General features: G+C 62.5%; 11 protein-coding genes and 1 other RNA gene. 9 read left to right on the top strand and 3 right to left on the bottom strand.

Annotated features, from left to right (window positions below; genetic code table 11):
* Positions 1 to 56: 56 nt before the first annotated feature.
* Together xdhB and xdhA are read right to left on the bottom strand one after the other, a co-directional pair.
* Positions 57 to 2,456 (bottom strand): xanthine dehydrogenase molybdopterin binding subunit, encoded by a 2,400-nt coding sequence (gene xdhB / locus R6G97_RS20940; protein ID WP_090345974.1) that lies wholly within the window; start codon positions 2,454 to 2,456, stop codon positions 57 to 59.
* Complete coding sequence (xdhA, locus tag R6G97_RS20935) at positions 2,449 to 3,903, bottom strand: xanthine dehydrogenase small subunit (RefSeq protein ID WP_182818285.1); 1,455 nt, start codon at positions 3,901 to 3,903, stop codon at positions 2,449 to 2,451. Before xdhA ends, xdhB begins: the two co-directional genes overlap by 8 nt.
* 268 nt (positions 3,904 to 4,171) lie before the next feature.
* Between xdhA and R6G97_RS20930 the strand changes: the two genes are divergently transcribed.
* The 6 genes from R6G97_RS20930 (at position 4,172) to R6G97_RS20905 (ending at position 13,149) form a co-directional block, all read left to right on the top strand.
* Positions 4,172 to 4,831, top strand: a complete 660-nt coding sequence (locus R6G97_RS20930) for a GntR family transcriptional regulator (protein ID WP_070574271.1) — start codon at positions 4,172 to 4,174, stop codon at positions 4,829 to 4,831.
* A gap of 3 nt (positions 4,832 to 4,834) precedes the next feature.
* Positions 4,835 to 8,323: a chromosome segregation protein SMC gene (gene smc, locus R6G97_RS20925; protein ID WP_317847452.1), complete on the top strand. Its 3,489-nt coding sequence runs from the start codon at positions 4,835 to 4,837 to the stop codon at positions 8,321 to 8,323.
* Between the two features lie 203 nt (positions 8,324 to 8,526).
* A complete protein-coding gene (zipA, locus tag R6G97_RS20920) occupies positions 8,527 to 9,399 on the top strand; it encodes a cell division protein ZipA (protein WP_182818294.1) in 873 nt (290 codons plus the stop codon).
* Positions 9,400 to 9,498: 99 nt separating this feature from the next.
* A complete protein-coding gene (gene ligA / locus R6G97_RS20915; protein WP_043215539.1) occupies positions 9,499 to 11,853 on the top strand; it encodes an NAD-dependent DNA ligase LigA in 2,355 nt (784 codons plus the stop codon).
* 119 nt (positions 11,854 to 11,972) lie between these two features.
* Positions 11,973 to 12,069: signal recognition particle sRNA small type (gene ffs, locus R6G97_RS20910), an RNA gene on the top strand.
* Between the two features lie 78 nt (positions 12,070 to 12,147).
* Complete coding sequence (locus tag R6G97_RS20905) at positions 12,148 to 13,149, top strand: DUF6538 domain-containing protein (RefSeq protein ID WP_317847451.1); 1,002 nt, start codon at positions 12,148 to 12,150, stop codon at positions 13,147 to 13,149.
* Between the two features lie 290 nt (positions 13,150 to 13,439).
* Here R6G97_RS20905 and xthA read toward each other — a convergent pair whose 3' ends face one another.
* Positions 13,440 to 14,252: an exodeoxyribonuclease III gene (xthA, locus tag R6G97_RS20900; RefSeq protein WP_043215524.1), complete on the bottom strand. Its 813-nt coding sequence runs from the start codon at positions 14,250 to 14,252 to the stop codon at positions 13,440 to 13,442.
* Positions 14,253 to 14,414: 162 nt separating this feature from the next.
* Here xthA and R6G97_RS20895 point away from each other — a divergent pair, with 162 nt between their 5' ends.
* From R6G97_RS20895 to R6G97_RS20885, 3 genes are read left to right on the top strand one after another with little or no spacing between them, the layout of a single operon-like run.
* Positions 14,415 to 15,065: a GNAT family N-acetyltransferase gene (locus R6G97_RS20895; protein WP_317847450.1), complete on the top strand. Its 651-nt coding sequence runs from the start codon at positions 14,415 to 14,417 to the stop codon at positions 15,063 to 15,065.
* A gap of 52 nt (positions 15,066 to 15,117) precedes the next feature.
* Positions 15,118 to 16,860, top strand: coding sequence for an autotransporter assembly complex protein TamA (locus R6G97_RS20890; RefSeq protein ID WP_090342285.1), 1,743 nt, complete (start codon positions 15,118 to 15,120; stop codon positions 16,858 to 16,860).
* The gene (locus R6G97_RS20885; protein ID WP_317847449.1) at positions 16,857 to 20,531 is read left to right on the top strand and encodes a translocation/assembly module TamB domain-containing protein; all 3,675 of its coding nucleotides are present in this window, start codon (positions 16,857 to 16,859) and stop codon (positions 20,529 to 20,531) included. Before R6G97_RS20890 ends, R6G97_RS20885 begins: the two co-directional genes overlap by 4 nt.
* The last annotated feature ends 120 nt before the right edge of the window (positions 20,532 to 20,651 follow it).

Here is a 20,651-nt window from a genome sequence, read left to right as displayed (position 1 = left end):
TGCGCCACGGCCCCCTGTGGAAGCGGATGAACCGGCTCCCACAGGGATTCGCGTTGTCAGTGAGTCACGGTTTCCAGTTCCTGCTCGGCGGGCTGCTCGGCGGCTACCGCCTTGCGCATCTGCTCGCAGCCCCACAGCACCCGCTCAGGCGTCGCCGGTGCATCGATCTGCGGTTGCACGCGGTAGTCGGCGATGCTCGCCACGGCATCCTTGATGGCGCACCAGGCGGCGATGCCGAGCATGAACGGCGGCTCGCCCACGGCCTTGGAATGGAACACCGTGTCCTCCGGGTTCTTGCGGTTTTCCACCAGCTTCACGCGCAGGTCCAGCGGCATGTCCGCCACCGCCGGAATCTTGTAGCTCGCTGGGCCATTGGTCATCAACTTGCCCTTGGCGTTCCACACCAGCTCTTCGGTGGTCAGCCAGCCCATGCCCTGGATGAAGCCACCTTCGACCTGACCGATGTCGATGGCTGGGTTCAGCGAGGCGCCAACGTCGTGCAGGATGTCGGCCCGCAGCATCTTGTATTCGCCGGTCAGGGTATCGACGACCACCTCGACACAGGCAGCGCCGAACGCGAAGTAGTAGAACGGGCGGCCGCGGGCCTGGTCGCGGTCGTAGTAGATCTTCGGCGTGCGATAAAAACCGGTGCTCGACAGCGATACTTGGGCGAAGTAGGCCTGTTGCACCAACTGCTCGAAACTGACGATCTGGTCGCGCACCCGCACGTGGCCGTTGCGGAACTCCACATCCTCTTCGGTGACCTTGTAATGCCGCGCGGCGAACTCGGTCAGGCGCTTCTTGAGGATTTCAGCGGCGTTCTGCGCGGCCTTGCCGTTGAGGTCCGCGCCACTGGAGGCGGCGGTCGGCGACGTGTTGGGTACCTTATCGGTGTTGGTGGCGGTGATCTGGATGCGTTCGAAATCGACCTGGAACACCTGCGCCACCACCTGTGCGACCTTGGTGTTCAGGCCCTGGCCCATCTCGGTGCCGCCGTGGTTCAGGTGGATGCTGCCGTCGGTGTAGATGTGGATCAGCGCGCCGGCTTGGTTGAGGAAGGTCGCGGTGAAGGAAATTCCGAACTTCACCGGGGTCAGTGCCAGGCCTTTTTTGAGCACCGGGCTGTGCTCGTTGAAGCGACGAATCGACTCGCGGCGCTCGGCGTAGTCGGCACTGGCCTCGAGTTCGGCGGTCATCTCCTCGAGCATGTTGTGCTCGACGGTCTGGTAGTAGTGGGTGACGTTGCGTTCGGTCTTGCCGTAGTAGTTGGCCTTGCGCACGGCCAGCGGGTCGAGCGCCAGGTGGCGGGCGATATGGTCCATCACCTGTTCGATGGCGACCATGCCCTGTGGGCCGCCGAAGCCGCGATAGGCGGTATTGGATGCGGTGTTGGTCTTGCAGCGGTGACCATGCACGGTGGCATCGCCCAGGTAGTAGGCGTTGTCGGAGTGGAACATGGCGCGGTCGACGATCGAGCCGGACAGGTCAGGCGAGTAACCGCAGTTGCCGGCAAGATCCAGGTTGATGCCGTGCAGGCGGCCGGTGTCGTCGAAGCCGACGTCGTACTCCACGTAGAACGGGTGACGCTTGCCGGTCATCATCATGTCTTCGACGCGCGGCAGGCGCATCTTGGTCGGCTGACCGGTCAGGCGCGCGATCACCGCGCACAGGCAGGCCGGGCTGGCGGCCTGGGTCTCCTTGCCGCCAAAGCCGCCGCCCATGCGGCGCATGTCGACGACGATCTTGTTCATCGGCACGTCCAGCACCTCGGCCACCAGTTTCTGCACTTCGGTGGGGTTCTGGGTGGAGCAGAAGACGATCATGCCGCCGTCCTCGGTGGGCATCACCGAGGAAATCTGGGTTTCCAGGTAGAAGTGCTCCTGGCCGCCGATGTGCAGGGTGCCTTGCAGGCGGTGGGGGGCGGTGGCCAGGGCGCTGTCCGAGTCGCCGCGCTGGTGGGTGTGACTGTCCAGCACGAAATGCTTTTTGCGCAGGGCCTCGACCACGTCCAGCACCGGTTCGAGGTCTTCGTACTCGACGATCGCCGCCATGGCGGCGCGGCGTGCGGTGTCCAGGTCTCGGGCGGCGACAGCAAGCACTGGCTGACCGAAGAACTCGACCTTGTCGATGGCCAGCAGCGGGTCGCCGGCGACCACTGGGCCGATGTCCTTCAGGCCCGGGATGTCTTCATGGGTGATTGCGATGCGTACCCCTTCGAAGGCGTAGCACGGCGTGGTGTCGATGCGCAGGATGCGCGCATGGGCGCGGTCGGCTGTACGCGCATAGACGTGCAGCTGATTGGGGAATTCCAGGCGGTCATCGATGTACACCGCCTCGCCGCTGACGTGCTTGTCGGCGCTGTCATGCTTGATGCTGCGGCCGACCCCGGTGGTCAGGTCCTGGCTGAACAGTTCGGCCATCTCGGCCTGGCTTTTGGCTACGTGATGGTTAGACATAAGCGGTCACCCGGGTTTCGATGTACGGCGATTGCAGTTCGATGAAGTACTTGCGCAGCAGGTTCTGTGCGGTCAGTAGGCGGTATTGCTTGCTGGCGCGGAAGTCCGAGAGCGGGGTGAAGTCTTCGTCTAGGGCCAGGCAGGCCTGCTCGATGCTGGCCTGGTCCCAGGCCTTGCCCTCCAGTGCGGCCTCGCAGGCGCGGGCGCGCTTGGGAATGGCCGCCATGCCGCCGAAGGCGATCCGCGCCTCGCGCACCACACCGTCCTCGATACGCAGGTTGAACGCCGCGCACACCGCCGAGATGTCGTCGTCCAGGCGCTTGGAAACCTTGTAGGCGCGGAACGTCCAGTCTGCGCTGGCACGCGGGACGATGATCTTCTCGATGAACTCGCTGTCCTGGCGCGCAGTGATGCGGTAGTCGATGAAGTAGTCTTCCAGCGCCAGGGTGCGCTGGGTCTCGCCCTGGCGCAGAACCACCTGGGCGTCGAGGGCGATCAGCAGGGGTGGCGAATCACCGATCGGCGACGCGTTGCCGATGTTGCCGCCCAGCGTGCCCTGGTTGCGGATCTGCAGCGAGGCGAAGCGGTGCAGCAGGGCACCGAAATCGGGGTACTCCTCGTTGAGTGCGCCGTAGCAGTCGGTCAGCGGGGTGGCGGCGCCGATTTCCAGGTGGGTCTCGGTTTTTTCGATGCGCTTGAGTTCGGCCACGTGACCGACATAGATCATCACCGGCAGCGACTTGTGGAACTGGGTGACTTCCAGGGCCAGGTCGGTGCCGCCGGCCAGCAGACGCGCCTCAGGGTGCGAGCTGTACAGGTCGGCAAGGTCGGCCACGGTCAGTGGCACCAGGCAGCGCTTGTCGCCGCTGTTGAGCTCACCGGTTTCGGTCGGGGCGATCGCCTTGAGGCGGGCGATGGTCTGGGCTTGATGCTCGTCGAACTGGTCGCGGCAAGGCTGGGCGCAGCTCTGCTCGGCCGCGGCAAGGATCGGGCGGTAGCCGGTGCAGCGGCACAGGTTGCCTGCCAGGGCCTCCTGGGCTTGGTGCAGATCGTGGCCGTCGCTGTTCTTTTGCAGGGCGAACAGGGACATGACGAAGCCTGGAGTGCAGAAGCCGCACTGGGAACCATGGCAATCGGCCATGGCTCGCTGCACGCTGTGCAGTTCACCCTGGTGTTTCAGGCCTTCGACGCTGATCAGCTGCTTGCCGTGCAGTGACGAGACGAACGTCAGGCATGAGTTGAGACTGCGGTAGCGCAGCGTGTCACGGCCCTGGTCGTCCTGGGTCAGCTCGCCGACCACCACGGTGCAAGCGCCGCAGTCGCCACTGGCGCAGCCTTCCTTGGTGCCGGGTTTGCCCAGGTGCTCACGCAGGTATTGCAGCACCGTCATGTTCGGGTCCAGGGCGTGCTCACTACGCAGCTCCTGGTTGACGAGAAACTGGATCACGGGGAAGGCCTCGCAATGGTTTTATTGTTGTTCGGTCGGACTCTAAGCACGCTTGACCATTTGGTCAATAAATTTCTGACTCAAAGGTCAAGAAATTGCGTGCGCCACGTCCCGACGGGACAAGATCGTCATATTCAAAGCATAGAACGCGCCGGCTTCGCAGCACGTCCACAGGTCGAATTAAAGCGCAGCGAACCCCTGCGCGACGGCCGGGCAAGTAGGCTACAATCGCCTCCTTGTGCCCCGTTCAAGATTCTGAAGGAAAACCATGACGTTCAAGGCGCCGGACAGCCTCTCCGAGCAGATTGCCCATTACCTGGCCGAACGGATCATTCGCGGCGAACTCAAGCCGGGCGAACGGATCCAGGAACTGAAGGTCACCCAGGCGCTCAACGTCAGCCGCGGCTCTGTGCGCGAGGCGCTGTTGATCCTCGAACGCCGACATTTGGTGGCGATCCTGGCGCGCCGCGGCGCCCACGTCACCGAACTGGACGAACGTGGCGTGCGCAGCCTGTGCACTCTGATGGGCGAGTTCTACATTCTGCTGGGCAACGCGGTGGCCAGCAGCTGGCGCCATGAGCGTGATCTGGAGCCGTTCCTCGAGATCCAGCAGCGCTTGCAGCGGGCCCATGCCAACCAGGACATCGAAACCTTCGTCGCCGAGAGCTTCGCGGTGATGCGCGCAGCCTATCCGTTCGCCGACAATCCCTATCTGCAGGAAACCGTCGAAAACCTGCAGCCTGCCATGAGCCGCGCCTATTACCTGGCCCTGGACCAGCGCCAGGCCAACATGGTCGACTACCTCGAACTGTTCGCTCGCCTGCTCGAAGCCGTGGTCGCCCGCGACCAGGCACGTATCCGCGAGGTCTTGGTCGCCTACAGCCAGCGCAGTTGCGAGCTGGTGTTGGCGGCCCTGGCGCAGGTCTGATCGATGCGCCTGAAGTGCATTCGATTGGCCGGGTTCAAGTCGTTCGTCGATCCGACCACGGTCAATTTCCCCAGCAACATGGCCGCCGTGGTAGGTCCCAATGGCTGCGGGAAATCCAACATCATCGATGCGGTGCGCTGGGTGATGGGCGAAAGCTCGGCCAAGAACCTGCGCGGCGAGTCGATGACCGACGTGATCTTCAATGGCTCATCCGGCCGCAAGCCGGTGAGCCAGGCCAGCATCGAGCTGGTGTTCGACAACAGCGAGACTACGTTGCTGGGCGAGTACGCCGCCTACGCCGAGATTTCCATCCGCCGCAAGGTCACCCGCGACGGGCAAAACACCTATTACCTGAACGGCACCAAATGCCGGCGGCGTGATATCACGGACATCTTCCTCGGCACCGGCCTCGGGCCGCGCAGCTACTCGATCATCGAGCAAGGGATGATCTCCAAGCTCATCGAGGCCAAGCCAGAGGAGCTGCGTAATTTCATCGAAGAAGCCGCAGGCATCTCCAAATACAAGGAGCGTCGCCGCGAAACCGAGAGCCGCATTCGTCGTACCCAGGAGAACCTGGCGCGCCTGACCGACCTTCGCGAGGAGCTCGAACGCCAGCTTGAACGCCTGCACCGCCAGGCCCAGGCCGCCGAGAAATACCGGGAGTACAAGGCTCAGGAGCGCCAACTCAAGGCGCGCCTGTCAGCCCTGCGTTGGCGCGAGCTGGATGAGCGCGTGCGCCAGCGCGAAGCGGTCATCGGCGATCAGGAGGTGGCTTTTGAAGCCCTGGTGGCCGAGCAGCGCAATGCCGATGCGAGTATCGAGCGCCTGCGTGACGGCCATCATGAGCTGTCAGAGCGCTTCAATCAGGTCCAGGGTCGCTTCTATTCCGTCGCCGGCGACATCGCCCGTGTGGAGCAGAGCATCCAGCATGGCCAGCAACGCTTGCGCCAATTGCAAGACGACCTCAAGGAAGCCGAGCGCACCCGCCTGGAAACTGAGTCGCACCTAGGGCATGACCGCACGTTGCTGGCGACCCTGGGTGAAGAGCTGGCGATGCTCGAACCCGAGCAGGAACTGACCTTGGCTAGCGCCGAAGAGGCGACCGCCACCCTCGAGGAGGCTGAGCTGGGCATGCACGCCTGGCAGGAGCAATGGGACAGTTTCAATACCCAGTCCGCCGAGCCGCGGCGCCAGGCTGAAGTGCAACAGTCCCGTTTGCAGCAGCTGGAGGCTGGCCTGGAGCGTTTGGCCGAGCGTCAACGCAAGCTGGAGGAAGAGCGCGAGCAGCTCGCGGCCGAACCCGAAGACGCCGCGTTGTTCGAGTTGACCGAGCAAGTGGCAAGTAGCGAACTGGAGCTCGAAACGCTTCAGATGAGCGAGCAACAGGTGCTCGAGCAGCTCGACGCGGTACGCGAGCAGTTGCAACAGGCTACTGAGACTCATCAGCAGTCCCAAGGCGAACTGCAACGTTTAGGCGGGCGCCTGGCATCTCTGGAAGCATTGCAGCAGGCGGCCCTGGAGCCCGGTGCGGGTGCCAGTGACTGGCTGCGCGGCCAAGGGCTGGAGCATAAGCCGCGGCTGGCTGAAGGGCTGCGGGTCGAGCCAGGCTGGGAGCTGGCGGTCGAGACCGTGCTGGGTGCCGATCTGCAAGCAGTGTTGGTCGAAGACTTCGCCTCACTGGATTTCACTGCCCTGGAGCAGGGCGAACTGCGGCTGCTGCTGGCGAGCACGCAGGGGGCTCGACTGCCGGGCAGCCTGCTGGACAAAGTCGAGGGCCGCACCGATCTTGCGCTCTGGCTCGGTCAGGTACGTCCCGTGGAGAGTCTCGAACAGGCCTTGGCCTTGCGAGCCGGGCTGGCGGAAGGTCAGAGCCTGGTCAGTCGAGACGGATATTGGATCGGTCGACACTTTTTGCGGATCAGCCGGGGCGGGGAGTCCCAAGGCGGGGTTCTGGCCCGTGGCCAGGAAATCGAACGCCTGGGGCATGAGCAGCTCGAACTCCAGTCGCGTCTGGAGCAACTGGAGCAACACCTTCAGGACCTGCGCGGACAACAGCGCGACCTGGAAGCGCAGCGTGAACAGCTGCGCCGACGCAGTCAGGACGAAAACCGCCAGCTCGGCGAACTCAAGGCGCGGCTTTCGGCCGGGCGAGCCCGCGCCGAGCAGGTGCAGCTGCGCTGCCGCCGGCTGCAAGAAGAATTGGCCGAGCTGCAAGAGCAGCGGGCCATAGAGCATGAGCAACTGGGCGAGGCCCGTCTGCTGTTACAGGAAGCCCTGGAGCGGATGGCTCAAGACACCGAGCAGCGCGAGCAACTGATGGCCCGGCGCGACACTCTGCGCGAAGGGCTCGATCGTATCCGTCAGGAGGCTCGTCAGTACAAGGATCATGCCCATCAGTTGGCGGTGCGCCTGGGCTCCCTGCGGGCCCAGCATGATTCCACCCGTCAGGCCCTGGAGCGTTTGGAGCTACAGGCGGCACGCCTGAGCGAGCGCCAGGAGCAACTGAGCCTCAATCTGGAGGAGGGCGAAGCGCCGCTGGAAGAACAGCGCCTGAAGCTCGAAGAGCTGCTGGAGCGGCGAATGAGCGTCGATGAGGAAATGCGCCAGGCTCGTCTGCATATGGATGAAGCCGACCGTGAACTGCGCGATGCCGAGCGCCGTCGAACCCAGGCCGAGCAACAGGCTCAGTTGCTGCGCGGTCAGCTTGAGCAGTCCCGCCTGGAGTCCCAGGGCCTGGATGTGCGTCGCAAGACGCTGCAGGAGCAACTGCTGGCCGATGGCTATGACTTGCAGGGTGTGCTCGCCACCCTCGAGCCCGAGGCGAGCGAGCAGGGCACCGAGCAAGAGCTCGAGCAACTGGACGGGCGCATCCAGCGCCTGGGCGCAATCAACCTGGCGGCCATCGAGGAATACCAGCAGCAGTCCGAACGCAAGCGTTACCTGGACGCCCAGGATGCCGACCTGGTGGAAGCATTGGAGACACTGGAAAGCGTCATCCGCAAGATCGACAAGGAAACCCGTAATCGCTTCAAGGATACCTTTGATCAGATAAATGCCGGTTTGCAGGCACTTTTTCCAAAAGTTTTCGGTGGCGGCAGTGCTTACCTGGAACTGACGGGCGAAGATCTACTCGATACTGGGGTGACGATCATGGCGCGCCCGCCGGGCAAGAAGAACAGCACCATCCATCTGCTGTCCGGTGGCGAGAAGGCGTTGACCGCCCTCGCACTGGTGTTCGCCATCTTCAAGCTGAACCCGGCACCGTTCTGCATGCTCGACGAGGTCGATGCGCCGCTGGACGATGCCAACGTCGGACGTTACGCCAGGTTGGTGAAGGAAATGAGCGAAAGCGTGCAATTCATCTACATCACCCATAACAAGATTGCCATGGAAATGGCCGATCAATTGATGGGGGTGACCATGCACGAGCCAGGCTGCTCACGTCTTGTTGCAGTTGATGTGGAGGAAGCGTTGGCCATGGTCGATGCCTGATGAGCGAAGATAAGGCAGGATACGTGGGGAAATCCCCCCGACATGTGCGACAGACGGTGTAAAGTTGCCTTTGGTCGTGCTAGCTTTATGTCACTTATTTTTTGCGTGGGTAAAACGCCTGTCAGAACATAGAGTTGGCGCCACGTGTTAAAGGGCTTTGAAGCCTTTGTTTTCAAGCATATTTTTTAGAGGCACGGGATTACATGGAAATCGGTCTGCGCGAATGGCTGATCGTCATCGGCGTCATTGTCATCGCCGGTATTCTTTTCGACGGCTGGCGCCGCATGCGCGGCGGCAAGGGCAAGTTGAAATTCCGTCTGGATCGCAGCTACTCCAATCTGCCGGACGACGAGGGCAGCGCCGAGGTACTGGGCCCTGCACGCGTACTGGAAACCCAAAAAGAACCCGAGCTGGACGAAAGCGATCTGCCTTCGGTCAGCGCCCCGGCGCGTGAGCGTGAGCCCAAGCCAGCCAAAACCAACAAACGTGGCAAGCGCGCCAGCGAGCCACAGCAGGGCGACCTGAACCTGGCTGCCGAGCCGCGTGAGCCGGACCTGTTTGCCGACGCCGATGATGATCGTCCTACCGAACACAGCCGCCACAACGGTGCAGGCGCGGGCAATACAGTCAAAGAACTGCCTCCGGCCGAGGAAGTACTGGTGATCAGCGTGATCTCCCGCGACGAGGGGGGGTTCAAGGGGCCGGCCCTGCTGCAGAACATCCTCGAAAGCGGCCTGCGTTTCGGCGAGATGGACATCTTCCATCGGCACGAGAGCATGGCCGGTCACGGCGAAGTGCTGTTCTCCATGGCCAATGCGGTCAAGCCAGGGGTGTTCGATCTGGACGATATCGACCATTTCAGCACTCGCGCGGTGAGCTTCTTCCTGGGCCTGCCAGGCCCGCGTCACCCCAAGCAGGCCTTCGACGTGATGGTCGCTGCCGCCCGCAAGCTGGCCCATGAACTCAACGGCGAGCTCAAGGATGACCAGCGTAGCGTACTGACCGCCCAGACCATCGAGCACTACCGCCAGCGCATCGTCGAGTTCGAGCGTCGCGCGCTGACCCAGAAGCGTTGATGGCCCCCAGCGGGCGGACCTGCCTTGATCCTGCCCGCCCGATTTGAGCAAAAAGAGCAGCCCTGTGCTGCTCTTTTGCGTTGCAAGAGAAGATGAACGATGAACGCCGAAAACCGTATCCATGAACTGCGTGCCGAACTCGAACAGCACAATTACCGCTATTACGTGCTGGACGAGCCGAGCGTGCCTGACGCCGAATACGACCGTCTGTTCAACGAGCTCAAGGCGCTGGAGGCCGAGTATCCGCACCTTGTGACGCCCGATTCGCCAACCCAGCGCGTCGGCGGGGCGGCGCTGGCGGCGTTCAGCCAGGTGCGCCACGAAATTCCTATGCTCAGCCTGGGCAATGCCTTCGAGGAAGACGACCTGCGCGACTTCGATCGGCGCGTGGTGGAGGGGCTGGATCTGCCGGCCGGCGATCTGTTCGCTGAGCAGGCCGCGGTCGATTACAGCTGTGAGCCCAAGCTCGATGGCCTTGCAGTCAGCCTGCTGTATCGCGACGGCCAACTGGTGCAGGGCGCCACTCGGGGGGATGGCACCACGGGCGAGGACATCAGCGCTAACGTGCGTACTGTTCGCAACATCCCGCTCAAGCTGCATGGCGAAGGCTGGCCGGCGGTGCTTGAGGTGCGCGGCGAGGTGTACATGAGCAAGGCCGGCTTCGAGCGCCTGAACGCCGCCCAGGCCGAGAGCGGCGGCAAGACCTTCGCCAATCCGCGCAACGCCGCTGCCGGCAGTTTGCGCCAGCTGGACTCCAAGATTACCGCCAGCCGTCCCCTGGAATTCTGCTGCTACGGCCTGGGCCAGGTCTCCGAGGCCATCGCCGACAGCCATATCGGTATCCTGGAGAAGCTCAAGACCTGGGGCTTGCCCATCAGTCGCGAGCTGCGCCATGCCGCAGGGGTGGAGCAATGCTTGGCGTACTACCGCGACATTGGCGCCCGCCGCAACGATCTGCCTTACGAGATCGACGGTGTGGTGTTCAAGGTCAACAGCCTGGCTGCCCAGCGCGAGCTGGGCTTTCGAGCCCGGGAGCCGCGTTGGGCCATCGCCCACAAGTTCCCGGCCATGGAAGAACTCACCGAAGTGCTCGACGTCGAGTTCCAGGTCGGCCGCACTGGCGCCGTCACCCCCGTGGCGCGGCTCAAGCCGGTGAAGGTGGCTGGTGTCACGGTCTCCAACGCCACGCTGCACAACATGGATGAAATCGCCCGCCTGGGTCTGATGATTGGCGATAGCGTGATCATCCGTCGGGCCGGTGACGTCATTCCGCAAGTGATGCAGGTGGTGATCGAGCGCCGTCCCGACAACGCCCGTCCGGTGGTTGTGCCCAGTCAGTGCCCGGTCTGTGGCTCGCAAGTCGAGCGCACCCAGTTGGTCAAGCGCAGCAAAGGCAAGGAGACCACCAGTGAAGGCGCGGTTTACCGCTGCGTAGGGCGCCTGGCCTGTGCCGCCCAGCTCAAGCAGGCGATCATCCATTACGTTTCGCGCCGAGCCATGGATATCGACGGCCTGGGCGAAAAGAGCGTCGAGCAATTGGTTGACGAAGGATTGATCCGCTCTCCGGCCGACCTGTACGACCTTAAGTTCGAGCAAATCGTCGAGCTCGAGGGCTTTGCCGAAGTGTCCAGCAACAAGTTGCTGGAGGCGATCCAGGCCAGCAAGCAGCCCAGCCTTGCGCGCTTCATCTTCGCCTTGGGGATTCCGGATGTCGGCGAGGAGACCGCCAAAGTCCTGGCCCGCTCCTTGGGCAGCCTGGCGCGGGTGCAAAAGGCGCTGCCGCAGGTGCTGACCTATCTGCCTGACATTGGCCTGGAAGTCGCTTACGAGATCCATAACTTCTTCGAGGATGACCACAACCGTGAGGTCATCCAGCAGTTGCTCGACAGTGGTATGCAGTTGCAGGATGAGGGCGAACTGGCGGCCGAGTTCGCCGCCAGTACTACCTTGGCGGGCATGATCGCCAAGCTCGATATCCCCTCGGTTGGGCCGACGGGCGCGGAAAAACTGGTGGACAAGCTGGGTACCCTGGACAAGATCATCGAAGCCGATGGTATTGACCTGCGCCAGGCTCTGAACACCAAGCAGGCCGAGGCGGTGCGGGAGTTCTTCAGAGTCGAGGCCAACCAGCAGCTGGCCCGTGCCATTGAAGCGCAACTGCTCGACTTCGGCATGCACTGGGCCAGCGAGAAGAGGGTCGCGCAAGGGCTGCCCCTGGCCGGGCAGACCTGGGTGCTGACCGGCACCCTGGAACGCATGAGCCGTGACATCGCCAAGGACAAGCTGGAAAGCCTCGGTGCCAAGGTGGCAGGATCGGTTTCCAGCAAGACCCATTGCGTCGTCGCCGGGCCCGGTGCGGGCTCCAAGCTCGCCAAGGCCAGCGAGCTAGGTGTCAAGGTGCTGGATGAGGAAGCGTTTGTCGCCTTCCTTGAGGGTCACGGCATCGCCGTCTGACCAGCGGAGGGGACAAGTCATTGAGAAATGATGGTTTTTTCTCGATGCAGAGGTTGTAACTTCGCCCCAGACCGGTACAATGGCGCGGCTCGTCACATGGCGAGCCGTCGTGGTGGCCCCATCGGTCCCCCCGCAACGATTACCCGTTAACCTGGTCAGGCCCGGAAGGGAGCAGCCATAGCGGGAACATCGTGTGCCGGGGTGTGGCTGGTGGGGCCGCCTCCATGACGTATCTCCTTGATTTCTAACGGTTTTTCGCTCTGATCACGCCAGTGATCCATAGGGTGATCCACCGTGTTTTCCGTCCCTTCTTACCTCTGGTTATCCCGACACTCGATCTTCTATTTCAGAATCGTGGTGCCTGGAGTTCTCCGTCCGCTTTTCCCTTGTTCCGAGATCCGCCGTTCGCTGCAGACACGCTGCAAGCGCGAAGCCTTGATCCGTGGGCGTGAATTGCTCCTTCAGGTTCAGCAGCTCTACACCCAGGCGTTTCAAGGCATTCGGCCATCCCTCGACTCCCTGCGTGGTGCCTGGGAGGCGGGCGGTAAGCGAGTTGCTAGTTGGGGTGCGTGGCTCCGTCAGCAGCAGTTGGTTGCGCTTGCGCAGAAGCCTTTGGAGCTAGGGGAGGGAGGCAAGGTGAGAGGGCCGCTGAAGCCCGGCAGTGCCCCTTCAAGAGCCAAGCAGGGGCAGCCAGATAGGCTGATAGCGGATGCGCCAAGCAACGCTCCACGCTTCTCTAAGGTGGTTCAGGAGTGCCTGGAGCAGCAGTCTCATGAAGGCTTGGCTGCGAAGACGCTATCCGACAAGCGTTCCGTGGCTGAGCTAATGACTCGGATCGTGGGTGATTTGCCGGTCGATCTCATCACTCGCCAGGATGCCCGCAAGTTCCGAGAGGTGGCACTCAAGCTGCCGCCGAGGATGAATCAGCTTCCCGAGGGACAATCGCTGGAGCAGATCATCGAGACTGCCATCAGCACGATCAGCCTCACCACGTTCAACAACTACGTGAAGAACCTGACGACCTTTTCTCCTATGCCATCCGTGAGGGCTACTGCGAGCGCAACCCGTTCGATGGGCTTCGAGTCAGAAAGCGCGGCAAGGTCAGCGAGGAGCGCAGCGTCTTCAGCGAGGACGATCTGCGCCGTCTGTTCTCGAAGCAGGTTTACGCATCAGCCAACTCAGCTCAGCCGCACAAGTACTGGCTGCCACTGCTCGGCCTGTACACCGGGGCGAGACTCAATGAGCTATGCCAGCTCTATCTGGATGATGTGGTCTGAATCGCCCCTGGTTTCGTAGACACCTCCAAGCCTCATAATGAGGCCCAAATAGGAGGTGCCATGAGTCGTCAGCGTTACCCCGAAGAATTCAAGATCGAAGCGGTCAAGCAAGTGACCGAGAAAGAGCCCCGCAAGACACCGCAGCGAGGGGACCCCGGAGCGCAGCGCAGGGGCCGGATGTGGGAGCCAGCGGTTTTTGCCTACTTTTGCCCAAGAGCAAAAGTAGGTCGCCGTAAAGGCGAAAAGCGCCGGTGGCGCCACCACCAAACCCGGATATTCACACAGCCTGAAAGCCCAAGCCCAAGCCCCTCACCCCAACTCCAACCAAATAGGCGCATGATCCGAAGGCTTCTCCATTCCCCGCAACTCATAATCGACCCCAGCCGCCTTGAGCCGCGACACCAACCCCTGCGACGCCATGATCAAGTCGATGCGCAGCCCCCGCTTGGGCTCATCCTCGAACCCCCGGCTGCGATAGTCGAACCAACTGAACCGGTCATCCACCTCAGGATGCAAATGCCTGAAGCTGTCGACCAATCCCCAGCCCTTGAGCCGCTCCATCCATTCACGCTCCTCAGGCAGGAAACTGCATTTGCCCGTGCGCAGCCAGCGCTTGGCGTTGTCAGGCCCGATACCGATATCGCAGTCTTGGGGCGAAATGTTCATGTCGCCCATCACCAGCAAGGGTTGCTCGCTGCTGAACTGGCTTTCGAGCAATGCCTGCAAGTCACCATAGAACCGTTGCTTGGCCGGAAACTTGGTGGGGTGATCTCGGCTTTCTCCCTGCGGGAAATAACCGTTCATGACAGTGATGGGGGTGCCCTGTGCATCGGCAAAGGTGCCCCAGATGAAACGCCGTTGCGCATCCTCCTCGTCGCTGGCAAAGCCTTTGAACAACGACAGAGGCTCCCGACGCGAGAGCAGGGCGACGCCGTAGTGGCCTTTCTGGCCGTGATAGTGCACGTGATAGCCCAGGGCCTGTACCTCGGCCAACGGGAACTGATCGTCGCTGACTTTGGTTTCCTGCAGGCCGATTACATCCGGCTGGTGCTTGTCGATCAGCGCCGCCAGTTGATGGGGGCGCGCGCGTAAACCATTGATGTTGAACGAGACGATCTTCATTGAAAGATAATCCTGATAAAAGCAGGGATGCTAGCTGACATCGGCGACCACCACCAGCATGGCACCCTATGGCCCTGGCTGCTAACGTGCCAAGGCAGCTGAAACGATACACTCAAGGCGTTTACCGGCCCGTCCAAGTCCGTTCCAGGAGGATCACCTGCAATGCCCGACGTCACTGCTGCCTCGGCCTGTGTCTGTCTGCTCGATGATGGATACCACCGCGAGGTGCGCTCGCTCCTTTATCACGCTTATCGTCACGATCCCACGCTCGCCTATGTCTTCGAGGCCCAGCGCCCAGGGTATGAGCGGCGTCTTCGAATGATGCTGCGTGAATGGGTGCGACAGCACTTCTACCTTCAACTGCCAGCCATCGGCTTGCTGGTGGACGATCGTTTGGTCGGTCTGGCGCTGATTGCACCTTCGCTGCGGCGCCTGGGGGTGACCGACAGTTGGGCCTGGCGTCTGCGCATGATCCTCGGCACAGGCATACGCTGCACCCGGCGTTACCTGGATTACCAAGCGGCGCTGTCCAGTGCCTTGCCGCCGGGCAGGGTGCATGTGCTGTCGCTGGTGGGCGTGCATCCTCGGTACCAGAGGCAACGTTATGGTGAACAATTGTTACAAGCTGTTCATGACTGGTGCAGCGAAGACCCGCAGAGCCAAGGCGTGGTGCTCAATACTGGAAATGCTCATTTTCTGGCGTTCTACCAGCGTGTGGGCTATCAGGAGGTGGGTGAAATTGCGGTAGGGCCGATCCGTGAGCGCGTTTTCATGCGTCCCAACCCGATGTACGTGGAGACTGCGATTGGGTAAGACGTTCGACAAGCGGCACCCTGAACGGGTCGCCTCTGGTAGCATTCGCCCCATGACGTATTCAGGAAGACTAACCTGGGGCCTGATTTTTTGGGCCGCCAGTACCGCAGCATGGGCCCAGAGCGAATTGAAGGTGCAGGTAAAACCGGCCAACAAAGCGCTCAAGAGCAATATCGAAAACTACATTGGCAGCCTCGGCAACCGTGACGAAGAAGCCTTGCTACGCTTCAGTCGTGGTGCTCAGGAGCAGGCGCGCAAGGCCGCCCAGGCCCTGGGCTACTACCAGGCGCAGATCGACACCGAGGTCAAGCCACCGAGCGACAAGGACCATCCCCCGCAACTGATCATCAGCATCGAGCCCGGCGAGCCTGTGCACTTGCGCAACGTCACCGTGCGTATCGAAGGCCCGGCCAGCGAGCTCAGGGCATTTCGCATTCCCGACAGCAAGGCGTTGCGCCCAGGCGAGCCACTCAACCACGGGGTCTACGAAGACGCCAAGCGTCTGATCCAGAACCAGGCATCGCGTTATGGTTTCTTCAGCGGCCACTTCACCCGTCAGCGCCTGTCGGTCGACCCCCAGGCGGGCGTGGCCGATATCGAACTCATCTACCAAAGTGGTCCCCGCTACCGCATGGGGGCTGTCACGTTCGGCGGCGATACGCCCTTGGACAACGACCTGCTGCAGCGCATGGTCTCCTTCAAACCTGGCACACCCTATGATTCCGAGCTGATCGCCGAGCTCAACAACGACCTCCAATCGAGTGGCTATTTCGAAGGCGTACGCGTCGACGCGGCGCCGACCGCGGCGGTCAATGAGGAAATCCCGGTGGACGTTCACCTGCAAACCCGTAAGCCTCGTACCATGGGGCTGGGCCTGGGGTTCTCGACCGACGTCGGGCCACGCGGCAAGGCCAACTGGACCCGTCATTGGGTCAATGCCGAAGGGCACAGCTATGGCTGGGAAACCGAGCTGTCCGCGCCGCGGCAAAACGTCGGTCTGTGGTACGACGTGCCTCTGGACCCACCGCTGACCGACAAGCTGCGCTTTGCCGGCGGTTACCAAAACGAGGAGATCGCCGGAACCGACACCCTGAGTAAACTGCTGACCGTGGGCCCAGAGTGGCACAGCAAGCTGCCCAGCGGTTGGCAGCGGGTCGTCTCGCTCAAGTACCAGCGCGAAGAGTACCGCTTGGGTGATGATTCGGGGTTGAGCAACCTGTTGATGCCCGGGGTCAGTTTCTCCTACCTGCGTAGCGACAACCGCATCGATCCGCACAACGGCTACCGGCTGCAGTTCGACCTGCAAGGGGCAAAAGAAGGGCTGGTGTCCGACACCAACCTGCTGCACGGGAACGTGCTGCTCAAGGGCCTGACCACCCTCGGCCAGCGCCACCGCCTGCTTGGCCGTGTGCAGTTCGGCGGTAGCGCTACCAATGGCTACAAACAGAACATCCCGCCTTCGTTGCGCTTTTTCGCAGGTGGCGACCAGAGCGTGCGCGGCTACGACTACCAGAGCTTGTCTCCGAAAAACAGCGACGGCGACCGAATCGGCGGCCGCTACTTGGTGGCAGGCAGCGCCGAGTACCAGTACTCAGTCGCCGAAAAGTGGCGTGTGGCGACGTTCATCGACCAAGGCAATTCATTCAATACGCTGGAACTGCCCAGCCTCAAGACAGGCGTCGGCATCGGCGTACGCTGGGTTTCGCCGGTCGGGCCGTTGCGCCTGGACCTGGCCCGAGCGCTGGATGAGGACGGTGGTTTCCGCTTGCATTTCTCCATGGGGCCTGAGCTGTGACTCGTGTGTTCAAACCCATCCTTCTGACATTGCTGGCGTTGCTGCTGCTCATTGCCTTGGCCCTAGGCCTGCTGTTGGGCTCGGAGATGGGCAGCCGCTGGGCACTGGGGCGTGTGCCGGGGCTTGAGGTCAACGATTTCGAGGGACGCCTGGGCAGCAACTGGCAGGCCAGCCGACTGGTCTGGGCCGATGGCGACAACCGGATCGAAGTGCAGGCGCCACGGTTGACGTGGTCGCCAGCCTGCCTGTTGCGCGCCACACTGTGCGTGGACCGCCTGCAGGCCGAGCGTATCGACATGGCCTTTGCGCCCGCAGAGGCAGCGGCAGACAGCGGGCCATTGCAACTGCCCGCCTTGCGTCTGCCGATCGCCATCGAGCTGGGTGAGGTCAAAGTCGGGCAATTGCGCCTGGACGGCAACGACCTGCTGGGTGACCTGCAACTGGCTGCGCACTGGACTGTCGGCGGCCTGCGCATCGACACCTTGCAACTGCAACGGGACGACTTGCACCTGAACCTGCAGGGCGATCTTCAGCCTGAAGGCGATTGGCCGTTGCAAGTGGCCGGCACCGTGCAGTTACCCGCCGTGGACGGTAAGCCCTGGCAGCTGGCGCTGACAGCCAAGGGTGAATTGCAGAAGACCTTGACGCTCGAAGCCATCAGCAGTGGCTACCTCGATGCCCGCCTGAGCGGCGAGTTGCAGGCATTGGCTGAACACCTACCGGCTACCCTGAGCCTTCGCGCCGATGGCTTCAAGCCTTCGGCATCATTGCCCGACACCCTTCAACTAAACCAACTGCGTCTCGACGCCACGGGCGATCTGCTCAAGGGCTATCGCCTGGCAGGTTCCGCCAGCCTGCCTGCCGAACAAGGCCCCATTGGCCTGGTACTGGGCGGGCAGGTGGATGCCAAGGGCGCTCGCCTGGATGCGCTGGACCTCAACGCCAGCGAGACCCAACGGGTCAAGCTGCAGGCCAGCGCCGACTGGCAAAAAGGGCTTGAGGCCGACGCCCGCATCGACTGGCAGGATTTTCCTTGGTTGCGCCTCTATCCCTTGGAGGAGCCACCTCAGGTTACCCTCAAACGCTTCAATGCCCAGGTGCAATACCGAGACGGCAATTACAAAGGTGACTTCAAGGGTGACCTCGACGGCCCCGCCGGAACGTTCAACGTGGCCAGCCCCTTCGAGGGCGACCTGAGCCAGGTGCGCTTGCCGCAGTTTGCCTTGACGGCCGGGCAGGGCAAGGCTGCCGGTAGTGTTGCCGTTCGATTCGCCGACACACTGGCCTGGGATGTGGATGTGCAACTGTCAGCGCTGGACCCTGCGTTCTGGCTGGCGGAGATGCCAGGCTCCCTGGGCGGGCCCCTGCGCAGCAAAGGCGAGCTGAAGAACGAGCACCTGCAGGTGCAGGCTCAGCTTGATCTCAAGGGGCGCTTGCGGGGGCAACCCGCCGTGCTCAAGGTGGAGGCCGACGGTGCGGACGAGCGCTGGACACTCGCAACTCTTGCCGTGCAGTTGGGCGATAACCGCATCAATGGCAGTGGCAGCCTGCAACAGCGCTTGGCCGGTCGCATCGATCTCGATCTGCCACGCCTGGGCCAGCTCTGGCCGCACCTTCAAGGGCGGGTGAATGGCCGCCTGGATGTCGCCGGTACATTACAAGCGCCGCAAGGGACCTTGACCCTCCAAGGACAACAACTTGGCCAGGCGCAGAATCGGATCCAACGCCTGGACCTCGACGCCAAGCTAGACAGCGCGCAACGCGCCCTGGTTACCTTGAAAGCTGGCAATATCCGCCTGGACGAAACGGCCTTGGGCAATCTGGACATCAACGGCAAAGGGGATATCCGCCAGCAAGCAGTCACCCTCGCGCTCGACGGGCCGCAGCTCAAGCTGAATCTGGCATTGGACGGTCAACTGGCCAAGGGTGACTGGCGCGGCCGTCTGGCAGACGGGCGTATCCAGGCCGGTGGCCAGGATTGGCGCTTGCAGGCTCCGGCAAAACTGCAGCGCCTGGCCAGCGGTCAGCTTGATCTGGGCACCCATTGCTGGCGCGCCGGGCAGGCGAGCCTGTGTGGCGAGGACCAGCGGTTGATGCCCGAGCCGCGGCTGCGCTATCACCTCAAGCAGTTCCCGCTGGACAGCCTGGCCCAGTGGTTGCCGAAGGATTTCGCCTGGCAGGGCCTGCTCAATGCAGACATCAATCTGGACATTCCAGACGCCGGGCCCAAGGGCAACATCCGCGTCGATGCCAGTGGCGGCACCCTGCGGGTTCGCGACCAGGACCGCTGGATCGACTTCCCGTACCAGGTGCTGCGTCTGGACAGTACCCTTGCTCCCCGTCGGGTCGACACCCGCCTGGATTTTCGCGGCGAGCGCCTGGGTGAGCTGAGCCTGAGCACCCGAATCGACCCGCTGGGCAAGAACAAGCCGCTGTCAGGGGATTTCAGCCTGACGGGCCTGGACTTGTCCGTGGCGCGTCCCTTCGTGCCGATGGTCGAGCGCCTCACCGGTCAGCTCAATGGCAGCGGTCGTTTTTCCGGCACCCTGTTGAGCCCGCAGGTCAACGGCAACCTGGCGCTCAGTGGTGGCGAAGTCAGTGGAGCGCAGTTGCCGGTCAGCCTCAAGAACCTTTCGCTGCAGGCGCTGATCGCCGGTGAGCAGGTACAGCTGAACGGCAATTGGCAAAGCGGCGAGGCCGGCCGTGGCCAATTGGAGGGCAACCTGACCTGGGGCCAGGCCCTGGCCATGGATTTGCGTTTGAGGGGCCAGCAATTGCCTGTCAACGTCGAGCCCTATGCGGCTCTTGAAGTTGCGCCAGACCTGACCATCCGGCTGGTCGATGACAAGCTGGCGGTCGCTGGCAAGGTGAAGGTGCCCAAGGGCAAGATCACTGTGCGCGAATTGCCGCCATCGACCGTCAAGGTTTCGGATGACACGGTGATCGTCGGCGATCAGACCGAAGAAGGTGCGCCGCCCATGGCGATCGCCATGGACGTCGATGTGGACGTGGGGCAGGACAAACTGTCGTTCAAAGGCTTTGGTCTGACGGCCAACCTGCTCGGGCATGTGCACATCGGCAACAACATGGATACTCGCGGTGAACTCAGCCTGGCCGACGGTCGCTACCGCAAATATGGCCAGAACTTGATCATCCGTCGGGCACGGCTGTTGTTCGCCGGTCCGATCGACCAGCCGTACCTGGATATCGAAGCGATCCGTCGGGTCGACGACGTCATCGCTGGCATTCGCCTCAGTGGCAATGCCGAGCAGCCGACCACCAAGGTGTTTTCCGAGCCTGCCATGAGCCAGGAACAGGCACTGTCCTACCTGGTACTGGGCCGCCCTCTGACTGCCACGGGCGAAGACAACAACATGCTGGCCCAGGCGGCCCTCGGGCTTGGCCTGCTGGGCGGGGAGGAATTGACAGGTGGCCTGGCCTCGAGTCTCGGCATCGAGGACTTCCAACTAGGCTCCGAAGGCTCGGGCAACAGCACCAGCGTGGTGGCCAGCGGTAACATCACCGAGCGGCTGAGCTTGCGCTACGGCGTCGGGGTGTTCGAGCCGGCCAATACCATCGCGTTGCGCTACAAACTGAGCAGAAGGGTTTTCCTGGAAGCGGCCAGCGGCTTGGCCAGTTCCTTGGATATCTTCTACAAGCGCGATTTTTGAACCCTTCACAGCTTTCAGCAAACGTGTCGAGTGCCTCATCCTTCAAGGGGTGGGGCGCTTTGCTTTTGAGAGGCGCTCAAACAGTTGGGCCTCGTGCTGCTGTGGCACTTAGGCCAGCAG

This window comes from Pseudomonas sp. HTZ2 (assembly GCF_033173945.1).
Lineage (GTDB): Bacteria > Pseudomonadota > Gammaproteobacteria > Pseudomonadales > Pseudomonadaceae > Aquipseudomonas > Aquipseudomonas guariconensis.
The sequence above is the reverse complement of the archived record's forward strand: the minus strand, read 5'-3'. Positions and strand labels throughout refer to the sequence as shown.